We start from the raw sequence: 20,430 nt of genomic DNA, 5'->3' as shown, positions 1-20,430 counted from the left end.
GCCCCACACTGATAAGCGGTGCTGTCAGAAACGCACCCCCGCCGTCAGCATCGCCGCATTAAAGCCCAGCAACACCAACTCGCTGGCCACCGGGCCGAAGTTCACGCCCACCGAGGGGATGATCGCCGGTGCCACGCCAAAGCGGTTGAGGGGGATTTTGTCTCGGTACTTGCCGCGATACCCCTGAAGCGCGCCTGCAGTCACCTTCACGTAGAACGGCGAATCGCCAAGGTCGTAGCGTTTGCCTGCGTAAACGTAATATGAACGCTGGCTGAACGAGTTGCGAAAGGTCGCCCCGCCATACACCAGCCCGGACGCTTCGTTGCGTTCCAGGTTGATCAAATCCTGGTTGTTGTTGTGCTTGGGGTCCGGTGAAAAGTGCTGGGTGTAGACGCTCGTCTGGGCATACCAGAAGCCCTTATCGTCTTTGGCGGTAGCCTCAGAGGCCAAGGCGGTGGCGGCTTGTGCCATAAGCAGCAAGCCGGAATAAAAGTACTTCATGGTCCGACCTCGATAGTCGTTTGAATAGGCGGCTAATGTGGGGTCGCTAAACTTCTACAGTTTGGCGGCTAACGTCCTGCGCGGCCTGAACCTGCGCTGAAGGTTTGGTCGCCTATGCTTATGCATTTACGGTATTATTTATGTAGGAAAAATCTCCTTAAGCTATAAGCAACGGACTACCGACTATCTGCCAATAACCAATAGATGACCGCCACCGCCCGCCAGCCGGATCGATCGTATGAACTCAGAGCATTGACGTTCTGATTGTCGATTCCTGGGTTTTAAAAGGAGGGGAGCGGTATGGGGCGCTACAACAAGCACGCGCTGTACACAGCGATTTTGTCGGCTAATTTGCTGACCGCTGTGGGATTCAATCCAGTCCAGGCGGCCGAAACAGCGGCTGGCGACGCACCAAAACTCGACACCGTGATCGTCACCGGCACCCGCGCCCAAGAGCGCACCGCCAGTGCTTCGCTGTCGCCCATCGATGTGATCTCCGGCGAAACCCTGCGCAGCACCGGCTCCGATGAGCTGGGTGCGGTGTTGGCGCGCTTGATTCCGTCGATCAACTTCCCACGCCCAAGCCTGGTGGATGGCGCCGAACTGGTGCGCCCTGCGCAGTTGCGCGGCTTGTCGCCGGACCAGGTGTTGGTGCTGGTCAACGGTAAACGTCGCCACACCAGTGCCTTCGTCAACCTCGGCGGCGCCGTGGGCCGAGGCTCGGCACCGGCGGACTTGAATGCCATCCCGCTGTCGGCGGTCGATCATGTCGAAGTGCTGCGCGATGGCGCGTCCGCGCGTTATGGCTCGGATGCAATTGCCGGGGTGATCAACGTGATCCTCAAGCACGACGACCACGGCGGTTCGGTCTCGACCCAGTTCGGTGAGTACAAGAAGGGCGACGGCATCCAGCGCAATGTCAGCGGCAATACCGGGTTTGCCTTGGGCGACAACGGCTTTATTAACGTCTCCGGCGAAGGTGCCGACAACGACTACACCAACCGCGCCGGTGACGATTTGCGCCCGGGCAGCGTAGGCTCCACCACCTACGGCCAGCGCGTATTCCGTCAGGGCGAGCCGGCCACCAATGAAGGCAAGTTCCAGTTCAACTCTGAATACTCCTTCAACGATGCAGCCGAGTTCTACACCTTCGGCGGCTACAGCAAGCGGCGCGGCGAGACGGCGGCGTTCTACCGTGCGAGCAATGCGTCCAATAACATCCGCGCACTCAACCCCAATGGCTACCTGCCGCTGATCAAGGGCAACCTGGAAGACACCTCATTGGTCGTCGGCCTGCGTGGCTTGCTGGCCTACGACTGGCATTACGACCTGTCGGCCAACTACGGCAAAAACCAATACGCGTTGAGCACTGAAACCATCAACACCTCGCTGGGCCTGGCCACCCCGCGCAAGTTCGACAACGGCACCCTGAGCAACGACCAGAAACAAATCAGCCTGGACCTGTCGCGCGAATTCGACGTGGGCTTCCTGCCGTATCCGGTTTCCGTGGCGTTTGGCGGCGAATACCTACGCCAAGGCTATGAAATCGAAGCCGGTGAGCCTGCGTCCTACTACCAGACCGGCAGCTCGGGCCTGGGCGGTTTCCGTGATGCCGACGCTGGCAGCAGCTCGCGGCACAACTGGGCCCAGTACCTGGACCTGGAAACCAACTTCACCGAAAAACTCAGCGCTTCGGCCGCCGTGCGGCATGAGGACTACAGCGACTTCGGCTCCAACGTCAGCGGCTCGCTGTCGGCGCGTTATGACTTCACCCCACACGTAGCGTTGCGTGGCAGCATTTCCAACGGCTTCCGCGCGCCTTCGCTGGCCCAGCAGAACTTTGCCTACACCTCGTCACAATTGATCGGCAGCACCATTCAGGAAGCGGGCACGTTCCCGGCCAACAGCAAGGTGGCCCGCCTGCTGGGCGCTGAAGACCTGAAGGCCGAGAAGTCGCGCAACTACAGCCTTGGCCTGGTGCTGGAGCCGGCGGATGACCTGACTGTGACAGTCGACGTCTACCGCATCGACATCCGCGACCGCATCAGCCTGTCGTCCAACCTCACGCTCAACCCGGCGACGGTGGCTTACCTGCAAGCCAATGGTGTGGGCAACATCAACTACACCACCGCGCGTTACTTCACCAATGCCACCGACACCAGCACCGACGGCGTCGACCTGGTGGCCAACTATCGCTATCAGTTCGATAACGGCATCCGCTGGAACAGCACCGTGGGCTACAACTACAACCACACCAAAGTGACCGACGTGAAACCCAACCCGGCCATTCTGGACAGCCTGGGTGCCAACCTGGTGCGGGTGGACCGTCGCGAGCGCATCGGTTTGCTCGGTGATACCACGCCGCAGCACAAACTCAGCCTGGGTAACGACTTCACCTACGGCAATTGGGCGCTGCACAGCAACCTGGTGCGCTATGGTGAATTCACCAGTTACCAGGCGGACAAGGTCAACGACCAGACCTTCAAGGCGGCGTGGGTGTTGGACCTGTCGGCGGATTACAAGTTGAAGAACTGGACCTTCACGTTGGGCGGCGACAACGTCACCGACAAATACCCGGAAAAGGTCAATGCCTACGCCAGCAGCGGCGGCAACCTCGCCTATAGCACTTTTTCGCCGTACGGTTACAGCGGTGCGTTCTATTACGGTAAAGTTGCTTACAACTGGTAATAGATTCTCGTAGCAGCATTGTGCAGTGGTAAAGGAGACCTAATCGATCCGCCATGACCGTCATTGAAACCGATCTTTTGCAATTGGCTTACCCTCCGCGGCTCGATCTGGGGCCGCAACTCACTCACGAACAGTTGATGAGCTCGATGCAGGCCACCATGGCCAAGCATAAGGGTGGGCCGGTCTGGCTATTCGCTTATGGTTCGCTGATCTGGCGGCCTGAATGTTCGTCGACCTTGAGAATGCGGGCGCGAGTTCACGGTTATCACCGGGGCTTGTACCTGTGGTCCCACGAGCATCGGGGCACGCCGGAGTCACCGGGTTTGGTGTTCGGGCTGGATCGCGGGGGTTCCTGCAGCGGGTTTGCCTACCGCTTGCCGGAAGATCAGCTGGAGGCCTCGCTTTACGCCTTGTGGCAGCGCGAGATGCCTTACCCCTCTTACCGGCCGCACTGGCTCAGCTGCCGTCTGGAAGATGGCAGTCAGGTGCAGGCATTGGGGTTTGTGTTGGAGCGGCATTTGCCCAGCTATGCCGGCAACTTGCCCGACATCGTGCTTAACCACGTACTGCAAAGCGCTTGCGGGCGTTACGGCACTACTCGCGATTATGTCGAGCAGACCGTGAACGCCCTGCGTAGCCACGCCATGCCAGATAAGAATCTGGAGGCGCGGCTCAAGCGTTGTGCAAAGGATTGCTCAGGCGGTTAACGCGCTGTGCTGACGCTGTTGGTGTGCCACAGCGTTGGGATCAGGAAGGCGATCGCCAACAGGCATGCGCCCACCAGCAACACAAAACCACCATCCCAGCCGAAATGGTCAACCGTGTAGCCCATGGCTGCACTGGCTGCCACCGAACCACCCAGGTAACCGAACAAACCGGTGAAGCCCGCAGCGGTGCCAGCGGCTTTCTTCGGTGCCAGTTCCAGTGCCTGCAGGCCGATCAGCATCACTGGGCCGTAGATCAGGAAGCCGATGGAGAACAGCGCGATCATATCGACCATCGGGTTGCCTGGCGGGTTGAGCCAGTAAACCAGGGTGGCCACGGTCACTAGGGCCATGAACACGATGCCGGTCAGGCCACGGTTGCCACGGAAGATCTTGTCCGACATCCAGCCGCACAGCAGCGTGCCCGGAATACCTGCCCACTCGTAGAAGAAGTACGCCCACGAGGTTTTATCCACGTCGAAGTGCTTGGCTTCCTTGAGGTACGTCGGTGCCCAGTCGAGTACGCCGTAGCGCAGCAGGTAGACGAAGACGTTGGCGAAGGCGATGTACCACAGCATTTTGTTGCGCAGCACGTACTTGACGAAGATTTCCTTGGCGCTGAATTCGTCTTCGTGGGTGGAGTCGTAACCTTCCGGATAGTCGTTCTTGTATTCCTCAATCGGTGGCAAGCCTACCGATTGCGGGGTGTCGCGCATGGTAATGAAGGCAAACGCCGCCACCAGCAAGGCCACGGTCGCGGGCACATAGAACGCCGCGTGCCAGTCGTTGAACCACGCCATACCCAGCAAGAACAGCGGGCCGATCAGGCCGCCGCCGACGTTATGCGCCACGTTCCATACCGACACCACGCCGCCGCGTTCTTTCTGCGACCACCAGTGCACCATGGTGCGTCCGCTGGGTGGCCAGCCCATGCCTTGGGCCCAACCGTTGATGAACAGCAAAATGAACATCATGGTCACGCTGGACGTTGCCCAAGGTGCGAAACCGAAAATGAACATCACCCCGGCCGATATCAGCAGGCCGAAGGGCAGGAAGTAGCGCGGGTTGGAGCGGTCGGACACCAGGCCCATGAGGAACTTGGACAAGCCGTAGGCAATCGCGATTGCCGACATCGCCAAGCCCAGCTCACCACGGGTGTAACCCTCGTCGATCAAGTAGGGCATGGCCAGGGAGAAGTTTTTGCGCAGCAGGTAGTAGCCGGCGTAGCCGAAGAAAATACCGGCGAAAATCTGCCAGCGCAGTCGTCGGTAGGTACTGTCTATTTTTTCTTCAGGCAGAGGCGCCTGGTGTGCGGCAGGACGAAAGAAAGCAAACATTCAAGAGCTCCAAATTTCTTGTTTTGACTGCGGATGCGAATGTTACAGTTTCGTTACCGAAAATAGCATCGCCTCTTATCTGCAAACACAGGAAATCAGAGCAATTGCATGTTCTCTTATGAGCATGTCGCAAATGGATAAGTGTGGGTCGGTATCAGTGCTTGAGACCTATGGAGATCAACTGTGGGAGCAGACAAGCCAGCTCCCACAGTTAGTTGAGACCTATGGAGATCAACTGTGGGAGCAGACAAGCCAGCTCCCACAGTTAATGGCATTTCAAGTCGGTCAGCGGGTTTGCACGACGACCTTGCCCACCGCCTTGCGCTGCCCCAGGTCATTGATCGCTTGGGCAGCCTGCTCCAGCGGATACACCTTCGACACCAATGGCTTCAACTTCCCCTCGGCATACCAACTGAACAACTGCTGGAAGTTCGCCGCATTGTCCTGCGGCTGGCGCTGGGCGAACGAGCCCCAGAACACCCCGACCACCGAGGCACCTTTGAGCAGCGCCAAGTTCACCGGCAACTCGGGAATGCGCCCGCTGGCAAAACCCACCACCAACAGGCGGCCGTTCCAGGCGATGCCCCGAACGGCTTGGTCAAACAGGTCGCCGCCGACCGGGTCGTAGATGACGTCGACACCGTTGCCGTCGGTCAGGCGCTTGATTTCATCCTTGAGGCTGGCTTCGCTGTAGTTGATCAGCTCATCCGCGCCGGCCGCCTTGGCCACGGCGAGTTTGTCGGCACTGCTGGCGGCGGCGATCACCCGCGCGCCCATGGCCTTGCCGATTTCCACGGCGGCCAGGCCCACGCCACCCGAGGCGCCGAGCACCAACAGGGTTTCGCCGGGTTGCAGGTGGGCGCGTTGTTTCAGCGCATGCATCGAAGTGCCGTAGGTCATGCTGAACGCGGCGGCGGTGTTGAAATCCATGCTCGGCGGGATCGGCAGCACGTTGTAGCCCGGCACCGCGACCTGCTCGGCAAAGCTGCCCCAGCCGGTCAAGGCCATGACCCGGTCGCCGACTTTCAGGTGGCTGACCTTCTCGCCCACTTCACTGACCACGCCCGCTGCTTCGCCCCCCGGTGAAAACGGGAAGGGCGGCTTGAACTGGTATTTGCCCTCGATGATCAAGGTGTCCGGGAAATTCACCCCGGCAGCGTGCACGTCCAGCAGGATTTCGTTCTTCTTGATCGCGGGGCTGGCGATCTCTTCCAGCACCAGGGTTTCGGCGGGGCCGAAGGCTTTGCACAGCACAGCTTTCATCGGGCTATTCCTTTTGGTGTCGTGGCCGATAAGTGTAGGAGGGTACGCCCGTGGGTCAACGAGCATGCCCGGGCCTGATAAGTCGCCATAAGCTTGTGCTCAGCCTTGCTAGCGTTATGCTACCCGGCAACCGAATTTGAGGAATGAACTGTGAAAGCGTGGATCCTGTTGATGCTCGCCCTGACCTTGCCGATGGCAGCCCAGGCCGAAGAAGCAAAAGAAGGTGAGGCACCGAAGGTCAGCTATATCAGCCTGACTCCGCCGTTCGTGGGCAACTACGGGCTGGATGGCACGGCAAAACTCAAGGTATTCAAAGCCGATATCGCTCTGCGCGTGACCGGGCCGGAAGCCGCGGCGGCGGTCAAAGCCAACGATCCGCTGATTCGTAACCAGTTGGTGGCGTTGTTCACTCAGCAGACCAACGAGGCCATGAGTACGGTTGAAGGCAAGGAAAAGCTGCGCCAGGAAGCCCTGAAGCAAACTCAGCAAGTGATGAGCGACGAGACCGGCAAACCGGTGGTGGAAGACCTGCTCTTCAATAACCTGATCATCCAGTAAAGCGGGCGCTTCGCGCCATCGCGGGCAAGCCCGCTCCCACATTTGGAATGCACTCACCTGTGGGCGCGGGCGCCGCCCCACATTTGGAATGCACTCACCTGTGGGCGCGGGCTTGCCCGCGATGACGGCAGTAGATACGCCTCAAGACGCCAGGCTCTTCCTGAACCTGGCCAGCGCCACGGAAAAAAACACCAAGCCAATCCCCGCCAGCGCCAGCAAGTCCGGCCACACCACGCTCACGCCCGCATCCCTGAATAAAATCGCCGCGCTCAAACTCACAAAGTGCGTGGACGGCGAGCCCTGCATCACCCACTGCAACCACTCGGGCATGCTGTCCAGCGGCGTGCTGCCACCTGACAGCAACAGCATTGGGATGATCACCGGAATCGCCAGCAAGCCGAACTGCGGTGTCGAGCGGGCGAGGGTGGCGAGGAAGATCCCCAGCGCGGTACTCGCAAACAGGTACAGCGCCGTCACAAACAGGAACAGACTCAAGGAGCCGGCCAGCGGCACGCCGAGCAAGCCTTTGACCACCAGCTCCAGCGACAGCCACGTACACAGCACCACCACCAGCATGTTGCTCCAGATTTTCGCCAGCATGATTTCCAGCGCGGTCAGCGGCAGCACCAGCAAATGATCGAGGGTGCCGTGCTCGCGTTCGCGCAGCAGTGCGGTGCCGGTGAGCACGATGGCGAGGATGGTGATGTTGTTGACGATCTGGATCACCGCCAGGAACCAGCCGCCTTCCAGGTTGGTGTTGAACAGCGCACGGGTCGTCAGCAATGCGGGCGCCTTTTGGCTAGCGTCGGCCTGGCCGCTGTAGTTGAGCAATTCACGCTGGAAAATTCTGCCGATGTAGCCTGCGCCCATAAACGCCTGGCTCATCGCCGTCGCATCCACATTGACCTGCACACCCGGCTGGCGACCCGCCAACAAGTCGGCTTGGAAATTCGCCGGCACGTTGATCACAAAGGTGTACTCACCGCTGTCCATGACCTTGTCCAGTTGGTCGTAGGCCAGCGGCGCGGGCGGCTGAAACTCGGGAGGCTGCAACGCCTCGGCCATCTGCCGCGAGAGCGCGCTGTGGTCTTCATCGACAAACGCCACGCTGGCGTTGTGCACGCCAATCACCGAACCGGCGGCGGGCATGTAGATCGCGACTGTGAAGGCATAGGCCAGAAACAGCAGCAATACGCTGTCATGGCGCAGGCTGGTGAGTTCCTTGAGGCCCAGGCGCAGGATGTGAGCGAGCTTGTGCATCAGGCCTCCTGCTTCTTGAGCATGATCAGGCTTAACCCGGTGAACCCGACAAAAAAGCCGAACAGCGCTAGGCATTGCGGCCACAGCTGGCGCAGGTCCAGGGCCTTGGTGAAGGTGCCCACGGCGATGTCCAGAAAGTGCCCCGCCGGAAACAGCATGCCCATCCATGCGGCCGCGCCTTCCAGGGATGAGCGCGGCACGATCAGCCCGGAGAATTGGATGGTCGGCAGGCTGGTGATGATCATGGTGCCGAGGATCGCCGCGATCTGGGTGCGGGTGAATGCCGAAATCAACAAGCCCATGCTGGTGGTGGCCAGCACATACAACAGGCCGCCGACTGCCAGCGCCAAGGCGCTGCCCTTGAACGGTACACCGAACAGCCAGCGGTTCATCGCCACCAGCAGCGCCAGGTTGACCAAACTCACGGCCAGATACGGTGCCTGTTTGCCCAGCAGGAACTCCAGGCGGGTCAGGGGCGTGGCATAGAAGTTGGTGATCGAACCCAGCTCCTTTTCGCGCACGATGCCCAGGGCGGTGAGCATTGCCGGGATAAACGCCAGGATCAGCGCCATCACGCCCGGGCCGATGGCATTTACGCTGACCACGTCCTGGTTATAGCGAAAGCGCGTTTCCAGCTTGGCGGCGGCTTGGCTGCTGCGGGGCACGCTGCTCAATTCGGCCAGTTGCGCAAGATTGCCTTGGTGCACGGCCTCCACGTAATTGCGGCTGGTTTCCGCGCGAAACGGCATGCCGCCGTCGATCCACGCCGCTACCGTGGGTTGGCGACCGGCGTACAGGTCACGGCCAAAGCCCGGCGGGATTTCCAGGGCTAATTTGATTTCCGAGCGTTGCAGGCGTCGGTGCAGTTCGGTCGCGTCGCGGATGGGCGCCTGTTCGGCGAAGTAGCGCGAACTGCGGAAGGCTTCTAAGTAAGCGCGACTTTGTGGGGTCTGGTCCTGGTCGTAGACGGCGAAGGCGAGGTTTTCCACGTCCAGGGAAATGCCGTAGCCGAAGATCACCATCATAAACATCGCCCCGAGCAGGGCGAAGGCCATGCGCACTTTGTCGCGCAGCAGCTCTTTGCCTTCGCGGCTGGCGACCGCCAATAGCCGAGACACGCTGAAGCCACGTTTGCTCACGGGCGGCGCGCTGGTTTCGCTGACGGTAGCGCTGGGCGTGGCAGGTTCGGCTTCGCCTTGGGCCTGCTCCAGGCAGGTAACGAAGGCGGCTTCCAACGTGTCGCCGTGGAATTGCTGTTGCAGTGCCTCGGGTGTGTCGCAAGCCAGCACCTTGCCTGCATGCATCAGCGAGATGCGGTCGCAGCGCTGGGCTTCGTTCATGAAGTGGGTGGACAGGAAGATCGTTACGCCTTGCTCGCGGGACAGTTCAATCAGCAGCCGCCAGAAATCATCCCGTGCTGCCGGGTCAACGCCCGAGGTGGGTTCATCGAGGATCAGCACTTCCGGGCGGTGCAGCACCGCCACGGCCAATGACAGGCGCTGGCGCAGGCCGAGGGGCAATTCGCCGGAAGGCTGCTCGGCCACCTCGCCGAGGTCGAAGCGCTGAATCAACTCGTCGATACGCAGGCCGCTGTCAGCCTTGGGTAAGTCGAACAGTTGCGCGTGCAGCACCAGGTTCTGGCGCACGCTGAGTTCGCCGTACAGCGAGAAACTTTGCGACATGAACCCCACACGCTTGCGGGTCGCCAGATCCTTGGCGTTCACCGGGTTGCCGAGCAGCGTGGCACTGCCTTCGGTGGCCGGCATCAGCCCGGTAAGGACTTTCATGGTGGTGGTCTTGCCGCAGCCGTTGGAGCCGAGAAAGCCAAAAATCTCGCCGCGGCCGATGGCGAAGCTGACGGTGTTTACTGCCGTGAAATCACCAAAACGCAGCGTCAGGTCGTGGGCTTCGATGGCGATATCGGTGTTGCCGCTTTCGCGCGGGGGGATCACCAGTGGCTGATTGTTGTGGGCGCTGTCGCCCTGGAAATGGGTAAAGGCTTCATCGAGTTTGCCGCTGGGTGTGGCGGCCGCCAGTTCGCTGCTCAAGCCATCGGCAATGAGTTTGCCGCGATCGAGCATCAGGCAATGTTCGAACTGTTCGGCTTCTTCCATGTAGGCCGTAGCCACCAGTAGCGTCAGTTGCGGGCGCTCTCGGCGTACGCTGTCGACCAACTCCCAGAAGCGTCGGCGCGACAGTGGGTCGACGCCGGTGGTGGGTTCGTCGAGGATCAGCAGGTCCGGGTCGTGGATCAGCGCGCAGCACAGGCCGAGCTTTTGTTTCATGCCGCCGGACAACTTGCCGGCCGGCCGCTCGGCGAAGCGCGCAAGGTCGGTGGCCAGCAACAGGTTGTGCATGCGCTGCTCGCAGTCAGCTTTCGACAGGCCGAACAGTGTGGCGAAGAAGCGGATGTTTTCGCTGATGGACAATTCGGGATACAAGTTGCCGCCCAGGCCTTGAGGCATGAAGGCAATGCGCGGGTACAGGCTGTTGCGGTGACGGCGGTCTTCGATGGAACCGCCGAGCACTTCCAGCTGCCCGACTTGAAGCTTTTTAACCCCGGCGATCAACCCCAGCAGGCTCGACTTGCCCGCGCCATCCGGGCCGATCAGCCCGCAGCGAGTGCCGGCGGGCAAGCTGAAGGCGATGTCGACCAGTGCCTGTTGCTTGCCGTAGCGGTGGTTGATACCCGTGGCGTGCAGCGCCAGGCCGGTCATTGCAGGTTGGCCGGCCAGTCGATATCAGCCGTGCGCACGTAGCCGGCGCCGGGCATGCCCGGTTTGGCTTGCGGTACAGCACTGGGTTGAGTCAGGCGTAGTTTGACGCGGAACACCAGCTTCTGGCGTTCGTCGCGGGTTTCCACTTCCTTGGGCGTGAACTGCGATTTGGCGGCGACAAAGCTGATTTTGGCCGGCAACGGTTGCTGGGGCAGGGCGTCGAGCAGGATGCGCGCATCACTGCCGACGGTCAGGCGACCGGTGACGGAGGCGGGCAGGTAGAGGTTCATGTACTGGTCATTCGGATCAATCAGCAGCAACACGCGGCCGCCCGCGCCGAGCACTTCACCCGGCTCGGCCAGGCGTAATTGAATAATGCCGTCGATGGGCGCGCGCAGGCTGCTGTCGTCGATTTCGCTGGTGAGCTGGGCCACTTGGGCCACGGCGGCGCCGATGGCGGCCTTCACCGAGTTGACCTGGGCTTGCGCGGCAACCACGGCAGCATTGCCGGTGTTCTGGCGCGCTTGTTGTTGGTCGATCAACTGGCTGCTGGCGAAGCCGCGCCGGTACAGCTCTTGGGTGCGCTTGAGTTCCTGATTGGCCAGCAGTTGTTCGCTCTGGCGCAACTGCACGTTGGCCTCGGCGGCGGCGAAGTTTTCTTTGGCACGCAGCACTTCGGCTTCGGCCTGGGCGCGCTGGGCTTCGAGGGTGCGGGTGTCCATGCGCGCGAGCAATTGGCCCTTGAGCACCTTGTCGCCTTCATCCACGCGCACTTCGGCCAGGCGCCCGGGTATCTTGGCGGCGATCTGCACTTCGGTGGATTCCAGGCGGCCGTTGCCCATGCTCAAACCTTCGGGCAGGCGGTCCTGGGTCGATCGCCAGTAACCGAAGCCACCGGCGCCCAGCAGCAGCACGATCAGGGCGATGGCGAAAAGGCGCGACATAGTAGGGTGGTTCGTTGACATGGCTGCATCCTGCGGCATTAGCATCCTAGTTTGACCGGTATCGCCCCGAGGGCCGTTGATACGGGTCAAGAGGCAAGCGCCGCCCATTGATCGGCCGTCACCGGCATTACGGATAACCGGCTGCCTTTTTGCACCAGCGGCAACTCGGCCAGTGCCGTTTGTTGTTTCAGGTAGCCCAGGCCCAGCACCTTTGAAAACGTCTCGACGTGCGCCACGTTGATCGCACTCCACGGATTTTTCTCCGGGCTGGCCTTGGCGTCGAAATAGTGGCTATCCGGTTCCAGCGCGGTGGGGTCCGGATAGGCGGCTTCGATGATTTTGCCAATGCCGGCAATGCCTGGTTCGGGGCAACTGGAGTGGTAGAAGAAGAACTCATCACCCACGGCCATTGCGCGTAGGAAATTGCGCGCCTGATAGTTACGCACCCCGTCCCAACGGGCTTCGCCGAGCTTTTCAAGACCCGTGATGGACAGTTCATCGGGCTCGGATTTCATCAGCCAGTAGGCCATTTTTGGGCTCCTGAAAAAGGCATTGGGCAAGTTGTCCGGCAATTCCATGACAAACCGACAGTCGGTTGGCGTCAAGGTTTGCGTGTTGGTTCACGTTACCGCAGAATGCCCGCTTTTAAGCTTGACGCAGCTGCAACGGACTACATTGGAACGTTGTTGTCATCGTGTACGAGTGCCTGAAGGGGGGCAATCGATGCAACGTAAACCGGATTTACTATGGATTTTGGTTATTTTGTTTGGTCTGGGCGTCGTGACCACCGGGTATGCCCAGAGCTTGTGGTCGAACAAGACGGATGCACCTGTTGAGCTGGCTCAGCAGCAGCCACAACCGTTCAAGCGTTAAAACTATTCAAGACGTCGCTGGTTCCAGCGACGTTTCTGCGACATACCAGTGCTTATCGGTGATGGTGCCCGCCAACGGCACGTCCCAGCTCGCCTGCGCCAAGCGCTCGACCTTCTGACATTCATGGGCCAGCCCCAGCAGCGTCGGCTTGCGCCAGCTCTGGCGCCTGGCGAGGTAGGCCAGGCTGCGGTCGTAAAAGCCGCCGCCCATGCCCAATCTTCCGCCCCCATCGTCGAACCCCACCAGCGGCAGCAACACCAGATCGAGTGTCCAGACTTGGCGCTGGCGATTGGCGTTCACTCGCGGTTCTAGGATGCGAAAACGGTTGGGCAGCAACTTATCCCCAGGCCGCACGCGCTGGAACACCATCTTGGTTCGCGGCCAGGCGCTGAGTACCGGCAGATAGGTAGCCTTGCCCCGGCGCTGAGCGGCGCGCAGCAGCAGGAGCGGATCGATTTCACCGTCCGTCGGTAGGTATAAAGAAATATGCTTGGCCCGGCGAAACAGCGGGTGCTGTGCCAGTTGCCGATACAGGCCTTGGGCGGCCTGGCGCTGCTTGCTCGGCGTGAGGGCGCGGCGGGCTTTGCGCAACATGCGTCGAAGTTGCGGACGGGAAAGCGGCGCAGGTTCGGTCATGGTTTTTCGGCTCATAAAACAATGCCAGTCCTAAGACTGGCATTGAGTTTGGGAATTCAGGCTCCCCGACAGAGCCGCTGTCGACTTAGCCCTTGAACCCGAAAGTTCAAGGTGGAAGATGCAGTAGGCTTTAAGGCTTTCCGTCTAGCGGACATGCACACCAGCCCAACGTGCAACTTCCAGGGTAGTGCGAATCGGCTCAGGGACATCGCCGACTGGCAAACACGCCAGGGAGTGGGGCGAGTATACCTTAAACAGACTCGGCAATCAGCCCTTGGGTGGCTCTGGATCGGTAGAAAGTACCAGATCAACCCGCTCCAGCAGGTCACGCACTTGCTCGCGCGTCGAGCCGCTGGCCTGCACGTCAGGCCGCTCCTGCTTATGCAGCAAATCGTGGGTAATGTTCAGTGCGGCCATCACAGCGATACGATCGGCGCCGATAACTTTGCCGCTGCTGCGGATTTCACGCATCTTGCCATCCAGGTAGCGGGCAGCACTCACCAGGTTGCTGCGTTCTTCCTGGGGGCAGATGATCGAATATTCTTTGTCGAGGATCTGCACGGTAACGCTATTGCTTGAACTCATGAGTCTTGCTCCAGGGCCTTCAGGCGCGAAATCATCGATTCGACCTTACGCCGGGCGATTTCGTTTTTTTCAATGAGGTGCGCGCGTTCCTCGCGCCAGGTCTTTTCCTGAGCTAATAGGAGTCCGTTTTGACTCTTAAGTTGCTCGACCCGATCAATTAGCAGCTCGAGTCTGGCCATCAGCGCTTGCAGGTCGGTGTCTTCCATTGGGTTCCACTGGATTTGTCTGATGAATGGCAGCTGCAGGATAAACGATCTGACGCCCTCGATAGTCTTGGTACGTCTGCCGGTGCTAGGATACAGCGCTTCATTCTAGACATTGCGCCGTCTGGCGCCTAGCTCACCATGCCTATTCAGAACTCCCCGTACGATGCTTTTTCCAAACTGCTGAGCACCAGCGGTCATCCTTGCTCGCCTGCCGAACTGCACGGCGTGCTGTTGGGCCGCAGTTGCACCGGTGTTGGCTTTGATGCTGACAACTGGCTGGCTGATGTGGCCGAGCTGCTCGAAACCGAGCCGACCGAGAACGTGCGTAACGCGCTGATCGGCCTGCAAGAGATGGTCAAAGGCGAGCTGACCGGTGACGACGTCACCGTAGTCCTGCTGCTGCCGACCGACGACGCGCCGCTCGCCGAACGCGCTGCCGCGCTGGGCCAATGGTGCCAGGGTTTCCTCCACGGTTTCGGCGTGAACGCCGGCGGCCTGGAGCTGAGCACCGACGCCAAGGAAGTGCTGCAGGACCTGGCGGCGATCTCCCAGGTGCAAGACGCCTTGGAAGAATCCGAAGACGGTGAAGGCGACTACATGGAAGTGATGGAATACCTGCGCGTCGCGCCGCTGCTGCTGTTCACCGAGACCAAAAAATCCGCTGAGCCAGCCGCAGCCAAGCCGTCGCTGCATTAAGAAAGGAAGCCCATCTGCCCATGATCCATATCCCGAAAGCGGAATACACCCGTCGCCGCAAGGCGCTCATGGCGCAGATGGAACCCAATAGCATCGCAATCCTGCCGGCTGCCGCCGTGGCGATCCGCAACCGTGATGTCGAGCACGTCTACCGCCAAGACAGCGACTTCCAGTACCTGAGCGGCTTCCCCGAACCGCAAGCGGTGATCGTGCTGATGCCCGGTCGCCAACATGGCGAGTACGTGCTGTTCTGCCGCGAGCGCAATGCCGAACGCGAATTGTGGGACGGCCTGCGTGCCGGTACCGAAGGCGCGATCCGTGACTTTGGTGCCGACGATGCGTTCCCCATCACCGATATCGACGACATCCTGCCCGGCCTGATCGAAGGTCGCGACCGGGTGTACTCGGCTATGGGCAGCAACGCCGAATTCGACCGGCATGTGATGGAGTGGATCAACGTGATCCGCTCTAAAGCGCACCTGGGCGCCCAGCCGCCGAATGAATTTGTTGCCCTGGATCACCTGCTCCACGACATGCGCCTGTATAAATCGGCGGCAGAAGTGAAGGTGATGCGCGAGGCCGCACGAATTTCCTGCGCCGCCCACGTGAAGGCGATGCAGGCCAGCCGCGCGGGGTTGCATGAATTCAGCCTGGAAGCCGAGCTGGATTACGAATTCCGCAAGGGCGGCGCGAAAATGCCCGCCTATGGCTCCATCGTCGCCGCCGGGCGCAATAGCTGCATTCTGCATTACCAGCAGAATGACGCGGTGCTCAAGGACGGCGACCTGGTGTTGATCGACGCCGGTTGCGAGATCGACTGCTACGCCAGCGACATCACCCGCACCTGGCCGGTTAACGGCACGTTTTCGCCCGAGCAGAAGGCGATCTACGAGATTGTGCTGGCCTCCCAGGAAGCCGCTTTTGCCGAGATCGCGCCGAACAAACATTGGAACCAGGCCCACGAGGCGACGGTGCGCGTCATCACCGTCGGGCTGGTGAAGCTGGGGTTGCTGCAAGGCGACGTCGACGAGCTGATCGCCGGCGAAGCCTGTCGCGCCTTTTATATGCACCGCGCCGGCCATTGGCTGGGCATGGATGTGCATGATGTGGGCGAGTACAAGGTGGGCGGTGAATGGCGGGTGCTGGAAGTCGGCATGGCGTTGACCGTGGAACCTGGCATCTATATTTCGCCCGACAACCAGAACGTGGCGAAGAAATGGCGTGGCATTGGCGTACGCATCGAGGACGACGTGGTAGTGACCAAGCAAGGCTGTGAAATTTTGACCGGCGGCGTGCCCAAGACCGTCGCCGAGATCGAAGCGCTGATGGCGGCTGCCCGATGAGCCGGGTCAACGTGGCGATTATTGGCGGCGGTCTGGTGGGTGCCAGCCTGGCGTTGGCGTTGCAGGCGGGTGCCAAGGCACGCGGCTGGAAGATCGTGCTGATCGAACCGTTCGCGCCGGGTGACAGTTACCAGCCGAGCTATGACGCGCGCTCTTCGGCGTTGTCCTACGGCGCTCGGCAGATTTATCAGCGCTTGGGCCTGTGGCAGGACATTTCCCGCCGCGCCGAGCCGATCAAACAGATTCACGTGTCGGACCGTGGCCGCTTCTCCACTGCGCGCCTGTCTGCCATGGAGGAGGGTGTGCCGGCCCTCGGCTATGTGGTGGAAAACGCCTGGCTCGGCCAATGCCTGTGGAAAGGCCTGGACAAAGACGTGGTCAGTTGGCGTTGCCCGGCGGAAGTCACCCGCATGGAGCCGCTGGCCGATGGCTATCGCCTGACCCTCAACGATGAAACCGTGCTGGAATGCGACCTCGCGGTATTGGCCGATGGCGGTCGCTCCGGTTTGCGCGAGCAATTGGGCGTCGGTGTGAAAACCCGGCCCTACAACCAGAGCGCGTTGATCGCCAACATCACCCCAAGCGAAGCCCACAATGGCGAGGCCTTCGAGCGTTTCACCGATGAGGGCCCCATGGCCCTGCTGCCGCTGCCGGACAACCGCTGCGCGCTGGTGTGGACGCGCATCGGCATGGACGCCCAGCGCCTGGCCAACCTTGATGAGCGCAGCTTCCTCAGCGAATTACAGGGCGTGTTCGGCTATCGCCTGGGCACGTTGAAGCAAGTCGGCGCGCGGCACCTGTACCCGCTGACGCTGGTGGAGGCCGAAGAACAAGTACGCTCGCACCTGGCCATCCTCGGTAATGCCGCCCACAGCCTGCACCCGATTGCCGGGCAGGGTTTCAATTTGTCCCTGCGCGATGCCAACGCCTTGGCCGAAGCCTTGCTGGCCGGGCCTGAGGTGCCGGGCGATTTGGCAACCTTGGAACGCTATCGCGAGCGCCAACGCCTGGATCAGAAATTGACCGTAGGTTTCTCCGATCAAGTCACGCGGCTGTTTGGCAGTGCTCAACCGTTGGTGGCCTTGGGCCGTAACATGGGCTTGCTGGGCCTGGATTTGTTACCGCCGGCCAAACGCTGGTTCGCCCGTCAGGCCATGGGCCTGGGCACGCGCCCCGATGCGTAACTGGCTGACCCGACGCCTGGGCAAGGCGCGGCTGTTGCGCTGGGCTCTGTCCTTGTACCCGCCGTACCTGGGCGCTGGAATCCGGGTGCAGGCACTCAGTGCGGATTTGCGCTATGCCAAGGTGCGCATGGGCCTGGGCTGGTACAACCGCAATTACGTCGGCACGCAATTCGGCGGCAGCCTGTATTCGATGGTCGACCCGTTCTACATGCTCTTGTTGATGGAAAACCTGGGCCGCGACTACATCGTCTGGGACAAAGCCGCGAGCATCGACTTCGTGTCGCCGGGCAAAGGCCCGGTGTACGCCGAATTTTCCATCGACGAGGCCTTGCTGGACGAGATTCGCAGGCAGACCGAAGGTGGCGAGAAGTACTTGCCCCACCTCAAAGTACAGATTCATGACGGCTCCGGCACCTTGGTGGCGCGGGTCGAAAAAACCCTTTACGTGCGGCGCAAGCCGCCAGCAAAGCAGGCTTAAAGCATGGACATGCGCGCAGATGTGCTGATTGTCGGGGCCGGAATGGTCGGGAGCGCCCTGGCGCTGGCGTTGCAGGGCAGTGGCCTGCAGGTGCTGCTGCTGGACGGCAGCCCGCTGAGCGTCAAACCGTTCGACCAGGATGCGGCCTTCGAACCCCGCGTGAGCGCCTTGTCGGCCGCCAGCCAGCGCATCCTCGAGCGCCTCGGCGTGTGGGACGGCATCGTGTCGCGACGCGCCAGCCCTTATGGCGAGATGCAGGTGTGGGACGGCAGCGGCACCGGGCAGATCCACTTTTCGGCGGCCAGCGTGCATGCCGAAGTGCTTGGGCATATCGTCGAGAACCGTGTGGTTCAGGATGCCTTGCTCGACCGCCTGCACGACTGCGACCTGGGCCTGCTGGCCAACGCGCGCTTGGAACAGATGCGCCGCTCCGGCGATGACTGGCTGCTGACCCTGGCCGATGGGCGCAAATTGCGCGCGCCGCTGGTGGTGGCCGCCGACGGCGCCAATTCCGCCGTGCGCCGCCTGACCGGCACCACGACCCGCGAATGGGATTACCTGCATAACGCCATCGTCACCAGCGTGCGCAGCAGCCAACCGCACCAGCGCACGGCCTGGCAGCGCTTTACCGATACCGGCCCGCTGGCATTCCTGCCGCTGGTACGCGATGGGCAAGAGGACTGGTGCTCAATCGTCTGGTCGACCACGCCGGCGGAATCCGAACGCCTGATGGCGCTGGATGACGAAAATTTCTGCCGTGAACTGGAGCGCGCCTTTGAAGGGCGACTCGGTACGGTGATCAGCGCCGACCCGCGTGTCTGTGTGCCGTTGCGCCAGCGCCACGCCAAACGCTACGTGGCCGAAGGCCTGGCGTTGATCGGTGATGCGGCCCATGTGATCCACCCGTTAGCGGGCCAGGGCGTTAACCTGGGCTTCCTCGATGCGGCGGTGCTGGCCGAAGTGCTGTTGGCGGCGACCGAGCGCGGCGAGCGCCTGGCGGATGTGAAGGTGCTGAGCCGTTACGAGCGTCGGCGCATGCCGTATAACCTCGCGCTGATGGCGGCGATGGAAGGCTTTGAACGGTTGTTCCAGGCTGACCAGCTGCCATTGCGCTGGTTGCGCAATGCCGGGTTGAAAATGGTCGACCAGATGCCGGAAGCCAAAGCCATCTTCGTGCGCCAGGCCTTGGGCCTGACTGGCGATCTCCCGGAGCTGGCCAAGCCCTGAACTTGAAATGCGATCGTCTGTGGGAGCGCTCCGCGATGAGACAGCCTCACGTAAATCGCGGCCATGCAACATCTGGTAACGCCTCCACCGAGCGCCACTAAATGTGAGTCCCTATCATTTGCTTTCCATTTGCATATGAGAGACCGCACCCATGTTGGCACCCAAACGCCTCCTGACTGCCCTGGCACTCACCCTCATCGGCAGCACCACCGTGCAGGCAGCCGACGAAGTCGTGGTCTACTCCTCGCGCATCGACGAACTGATCAAGCCGGTGTTCGACGCCTACACCCAGAAAACCGGCGTACAGGTGAAGTTCATCACCGACAAGGAAGCCCCGCTGATGCAGCGGATCAAGGCCGAAGGCGAAAACGCCACCGCCGACCTGCTGCTCACCGTCGACGCCGGTAACCTCTGGCAGGCCGAGCAAATGGGCATCCTGCAGCCGTTCACCTCGGCGGTAATCGACAAGAACATTCCTCTGCAATATCGCTCTTCAAAGCATGCCTGGACCGGCTTGAGCTTGCGCGCGCGGACCATCGCCTATTCCACCGACCGGGTAAAACCGGGTGACCTGACCACTTACGAAGCCCTGGCCGACAAGCAATGGGAAGGCCGCCTGTGCCTGCGCACGGCGAAGAAGGTCTACAACCAGTCGCTGACTGCCACCCTGATCGAAACCCACGGCGCGGCCAAGACCGAAGAAATCGTCAAAGGCTGGGTCAATAACCTGTCCACCGACGTGTTCTCCGATGACATCGCCGTGCTCGAAGCCATCAACGCCGGGCAGTGCGACGTGGGTATCGTTAACACTTACTACTACGGCCGCCTGCACAAGCAGAAGCCGGACCTGGCGGTGAAGCTGTTCTGGCCGAACCAGGGCGACCGTGGCGTGCATGTGAACCTGTCGGGCATTGGTCTCACCAAGCATGCGCCACACCCGGAAGCCGCCAAGGCGTTGGTGGAATGGATGACCACGCCTGAGGCGCAGAAAATATTTGCCGATGTGAACCAGGAATTCCCGGCCAACCCGGCCGTGCCGCCATCGGCGGAAGTGGCGACCTGGGGCAAGTTCGTGGCCGATACACTGCCGGTGGAAGTGGCCGGTAAGCGTCAGGCGGAGGCCATTCGCTTGATGGATCGCGCTGGCTGGAACTAAGTACAATTTGTAAAACGCCGCCGATCTAGAATGTGGGAGCCGGGCTTGCCCGCGATGCAGGCACCTCGGTGTGT

Annotated in this window: 20 protein-coding genes and 1 other RNA gene; 10 read left to right on the top strand and 11 right to left on the bottom strand. The window is 61.1% G+C overall.

Features of this window, described 5'->3' with window-relative positions; genetic code table 11:
* Nucleotides 1-24: 24 nt before the first annotated feature.
* A complete protein-coding gene (locus tag GJU48_RS23645; protein WP_094948790.1) occupies nucleotides 25-501 on the bottom strand; it encodes a sn-glycerol-3-phosphate transporter in 477 nt (158 codons plus the stop codon).
* Between the two features lie 300 nt (nucleotides 502-801).
* Here GJU48_RS23645 and GJU48_RS23640 point away from each other — a divergent pair, with 300 nt between their 5' ends.
* Nucleotides 802-3,189 (top strand): TonB-dependent receptor plug domain-containing protein, encoded by a 2,388-nt coding sequence (locus GJU48_RS23640; protein WP_094948791.1) that lies wholly within the window; start codon nucleotides 802-804, stop codon nucleotides 3,187-3,189.
* Between the two features lie 53 nt (nucleotides 3,190-3,242).
* On the top strand, nucleotides 3,243-3,896 hold the full coding sequence (locus GJU48_RS23635) for a gamma-glutamylcyclotransferase (RefSeq protein WP_094948792.1): 654 nt from the start codon (nucleotides 3,243-3,245) through the stop codon (nucleotides 3,894-3,896).
* Here the strand turns inward: GJU48_RS23635 and glpT are convergent.
* Nucleotides 3,893-5,230, bottom strand: a complete 1,338-nt coding sequence (gene glpT, locus GJU48_RS23630; protein ID WP_094948793.1) for a glycerol-3-phosphate transporter — start codon at nucleotides 5,228-5,230, stop codon at nucleotides 3,893-3,895. The two genes, GJU48_RS23635 and glpT, sit on opposite strands and share 4 nt — an antisense overlap.
* A 285-nt stretch (nucleotides 5,231-5,515) precedes the next feature.
* Complete coding sequence (locus GJU48_RS23625; protein ID WP_094948794.1) at nucleotides 5,516-6,493, bottom strand: NADPH:quinone oxidoreductase family protein; 978 nt, start codon at nucleotides 6,491-6,493, stop codon at nucleotides 5,516-5,518.
* A gap of 150 nt (nucleotides 6,494-6,643) precedes the next feature.
* Here GJU48_RS23625 and GJU48_RS23620 point away from each other — a divergent pair, with 150 nt between their 5' ends.
* A complete protein-coding gene (locus GJU48_RS23620) occupies nucleotides 6,644-7,051 on the top strand; it encodes a flagellar basal body-associated protein FliL (protein ID WP_094948795.1) in 408 nt (135 codons plus the stop codon).
* Between the two features lie 141 nt (nucleotides 7,052-7,192).
* Here GJU48_RS23620 and GJU48_RS23615 read toward each other — a convergent pair whose 3' ends face one another.
* The 4 genes from GJU48_RS23615 to GJU48_RS23600 all read right to left on the bottom strand — a co-directional run bounded on the left by GJU48_RS23615 (nucleotide 7,193) and on the right by GJU48_RS23600 (nucleotide 12,502).
* Nucleotides 7,193-8,311: an ABC transporter permease gene (locus GJU48_RS23615; protein ID WP_094948796.1), complete on the bottom strand. Its 1,119-nt coding sequence runs from the start codon at nucleotides 8,309-8,311 to the stop codon at nucleotides 7,193-7,195.
* A complete protein-coding gene (gene rbbA / locus GJU48_RS23610; protein ID WP_094948797.1) occupies nucleotides 8,311-11,028 on the bottom strand; it encodes a ribosome-associated ATPase/putative transporter RbbA in 2,718 nt (905 codons plus the stop codon). Before rbbA ends, GJU48_RS23615 begins: the two co-directional genes overlap by 1 nt.
* Entirely contained in the window at nucleotides 11,025-11,993 is a 969-nt protein-coding gene (locus GJU48_RS23605; protein ID WP_094948798.1) for an HlyD family secretion protein, read from the bottom strand. Before GJU48_RS23605 ends, rbbA begins: the two co-directional genes overlap by 4 nt.
* A 65-nt stretch (nucleotides 11,994-12,058) precedes the next feature.
* On the bottom strand, nucleotides 12,059-12,502 hold the full coding sequence (locus GJU48_RS23600) for an EVE domain-containing protein (RefSeq protein WP_155296084.1): 444 nt from the start codon (nucleotides 12,500-12,502) through the stop codon (nucleotides 12,059-12,061).
* Between the two features lie 193 nt (nucleotides 12,503-12,695).
* Between GJU48_RS23600 and GJU48_RS24975 the strand changes: the two genes are divergently transcribed.
* Nucleotides 12,696-12,845: a hypothetical protein gene (locus GJU48_RS24975; RefSeq protein WP_010207387.1), complete on the top strand. Its 150-nt coding sequence runs from the start codon at nucleotides 12,696-12,698 to the stop codon at nucleotides 12,843-12,845.
* 6 nt (nucleotides 12,846-12,851) lie between these two features.
* Here GJU48_RS24975 and GJU48_RS23595 read toward each other — a convergent pair whose 3' ends face one another.
* The 4 genes from GJU48_RS23595 to GJU48_RS23580 all read right to left on the bottom strand — a co-directional run bounded on the left by GJU48_RS23595 (nucleotide 12,852) and on the right by GJU48_RS23580 (nucleotide 14,272).
* Nucleotides 12,852-13,481 carry a 5-formyltetrahydrofolate cyclo-ligase gene (locus GJU48_RS23595; protein WP_094948800.1) on the bottom strand — a complete coding sequence of 210 codons (630 nt, stop codon included), beginning with the start codon at nucleotides 13,479-13,481 and terminating at the stop codon, nucleotides 12,852-12,854.
* 58 nt (nucleotides 13,482-13,539) lie between these two features.
* A non-coding RNA gene (gene ssrS, locus GJU48_RS23590) (6S RNA) lies at nucleotides 13,540-13,718 on the bottom strand.
* A 30-nt stretch (nucleotides 13,719-13,748) separates the two neighbouring features.
* The gene (locus GJU48_RS23585; RefSeq protein ID WP_003213956.1) at nucleotides 13,749-14,066 is read right to left on the bottom strand and encodes a cell division protein ZapA; all 318 of its coding nucleotides are present in this window, start codon (nucleotides 14,064-14,066) and stop codon (nucleotides 13,749-13,751) included.
* Complete coding sequence (locus GJU48_RS23580; protein ID WP_003177365.1) at nucleotides 14,063-14,272, bottom strand: TIGR02449 family protein; 210 nt, start codon at nucleotides 14,270-14,272, stop codon at nucleotides 14,063-14,065. Before GJU48_RS23580 ends, GJU48_RS23585 begins: the two co-directional genes overlap by 4 nt.
* 138 nt (nucleotides 14,273-14,410) lie before the next feature.
* On the opposite strand from GJU48_RS23580, the gene GJU48_RS23575 reads away from it, so the two are divergent.
* The 6 genes from GJU48_RS23575 to GJU48_RS23550 all read left to right on the top strand — a co-directional run bounded on the left by GJU48_RS23575 (nucleotide 14,411) and on the right by GJU48_RS23550 (nucleotide 20,356).
* Complete coding sequence (locus tag GJU48_RS23575; protein ID WP_094948801.1) at nucleotides 14,411-14,968, top strand: YecA/YgfB family protein; 558 nt, start codon at nucleotides 14,411-14,413, stop codon at nucleotides 14,966-14,968.
* Between the two features lie 20 nt (nucleotides 14,969-14,988).
* Nucleotides 14,989-16,311 carry a Xaa-Pro aminopeptidase gene (pepP, locus tag GJU48_RS23570; protein ID WP_094948802.1) on the top strand — a complete coding sequence of 441 codons (1,323 nt, stop codon included), beginning with the start codon at nucleotides 14,989-14,991 and terminating at the stop codon, nucleotides 16,309-16,311.
* The gene (gene ubiH, locus GJU48_RS23565) at nucleotides 16,308-17,495 is read left to right on the top strand and encodes a 2-octaprenyl-6-methoxyphenyl hydroxylase (protein WP_094948803.1); all 1,188 of its coding nucleotides are present in this window, start codon (nucleotides 16,308-16,310) and stop codon (nucleotides 17,493-17,495) included. The genes pepP and ubiH overlap by 4 nt, the downstream gene beginning before the upstream one ends.
* Nucleotides 17,488-17,973 (top strand): DUF4442 domain-containing protein, encoded by a 486-nt coding sequence (locus tag GJU48_RS23560; RefSeq protein ID WP_094948804.1) that lies wholly within the window; start codon nucleotides 17,488-17,490, stop codon nucleotides 17,971-17,973. Before ubiH ends, GJU48_RS23560 begins: the two co-directional genes overlap by 8 nt.
* A 9-nt stretch (nucleotides 17,974-17,982) precedes the next feature.
* Nucleotides 17,983-19,200, top strand: coding sequence for a 2-octaprenyl-3-methyl-6-methoxy-1,4-benzoquinol hydroxylase (locus GJU48_RS23555; RefSeq protein WP_176462877.1), 1,218 nt, complete (start codon nucleotides 17,983-17,985; stop codon nucleotides 19,198-19,200).
* A 151-nt stretch (nucleotides 19,201-19,351) separates the two neighbouring features.
* Nucleotides 19,352-20,356, top strand: a complete 1,005-nt coding sequence (locus tag GJU48_RS23550; RefSeq protein WP_094948806.1) for an extracellular solute-binding protein — start codon at nucleotides 19,352-19,354, stop codon at nucleotides 20,354-20,356.
* Nucleotides 20,357-20,430: the final 74 nt, after the last annotated feature.

It is taken from the genome of Pseudomonas sp. IB20, from assembly GCF_009707325.1.
Taxonomy (GTDB): Bacteria; Pseudomonadota; Gammaproteobacteria; order Pseudomonadales; family Pseudomonadaceae; genus Aquipseudomonas.
This window is presented reverse-complemented; position numbering and strand designations above follow the sequence as displayed.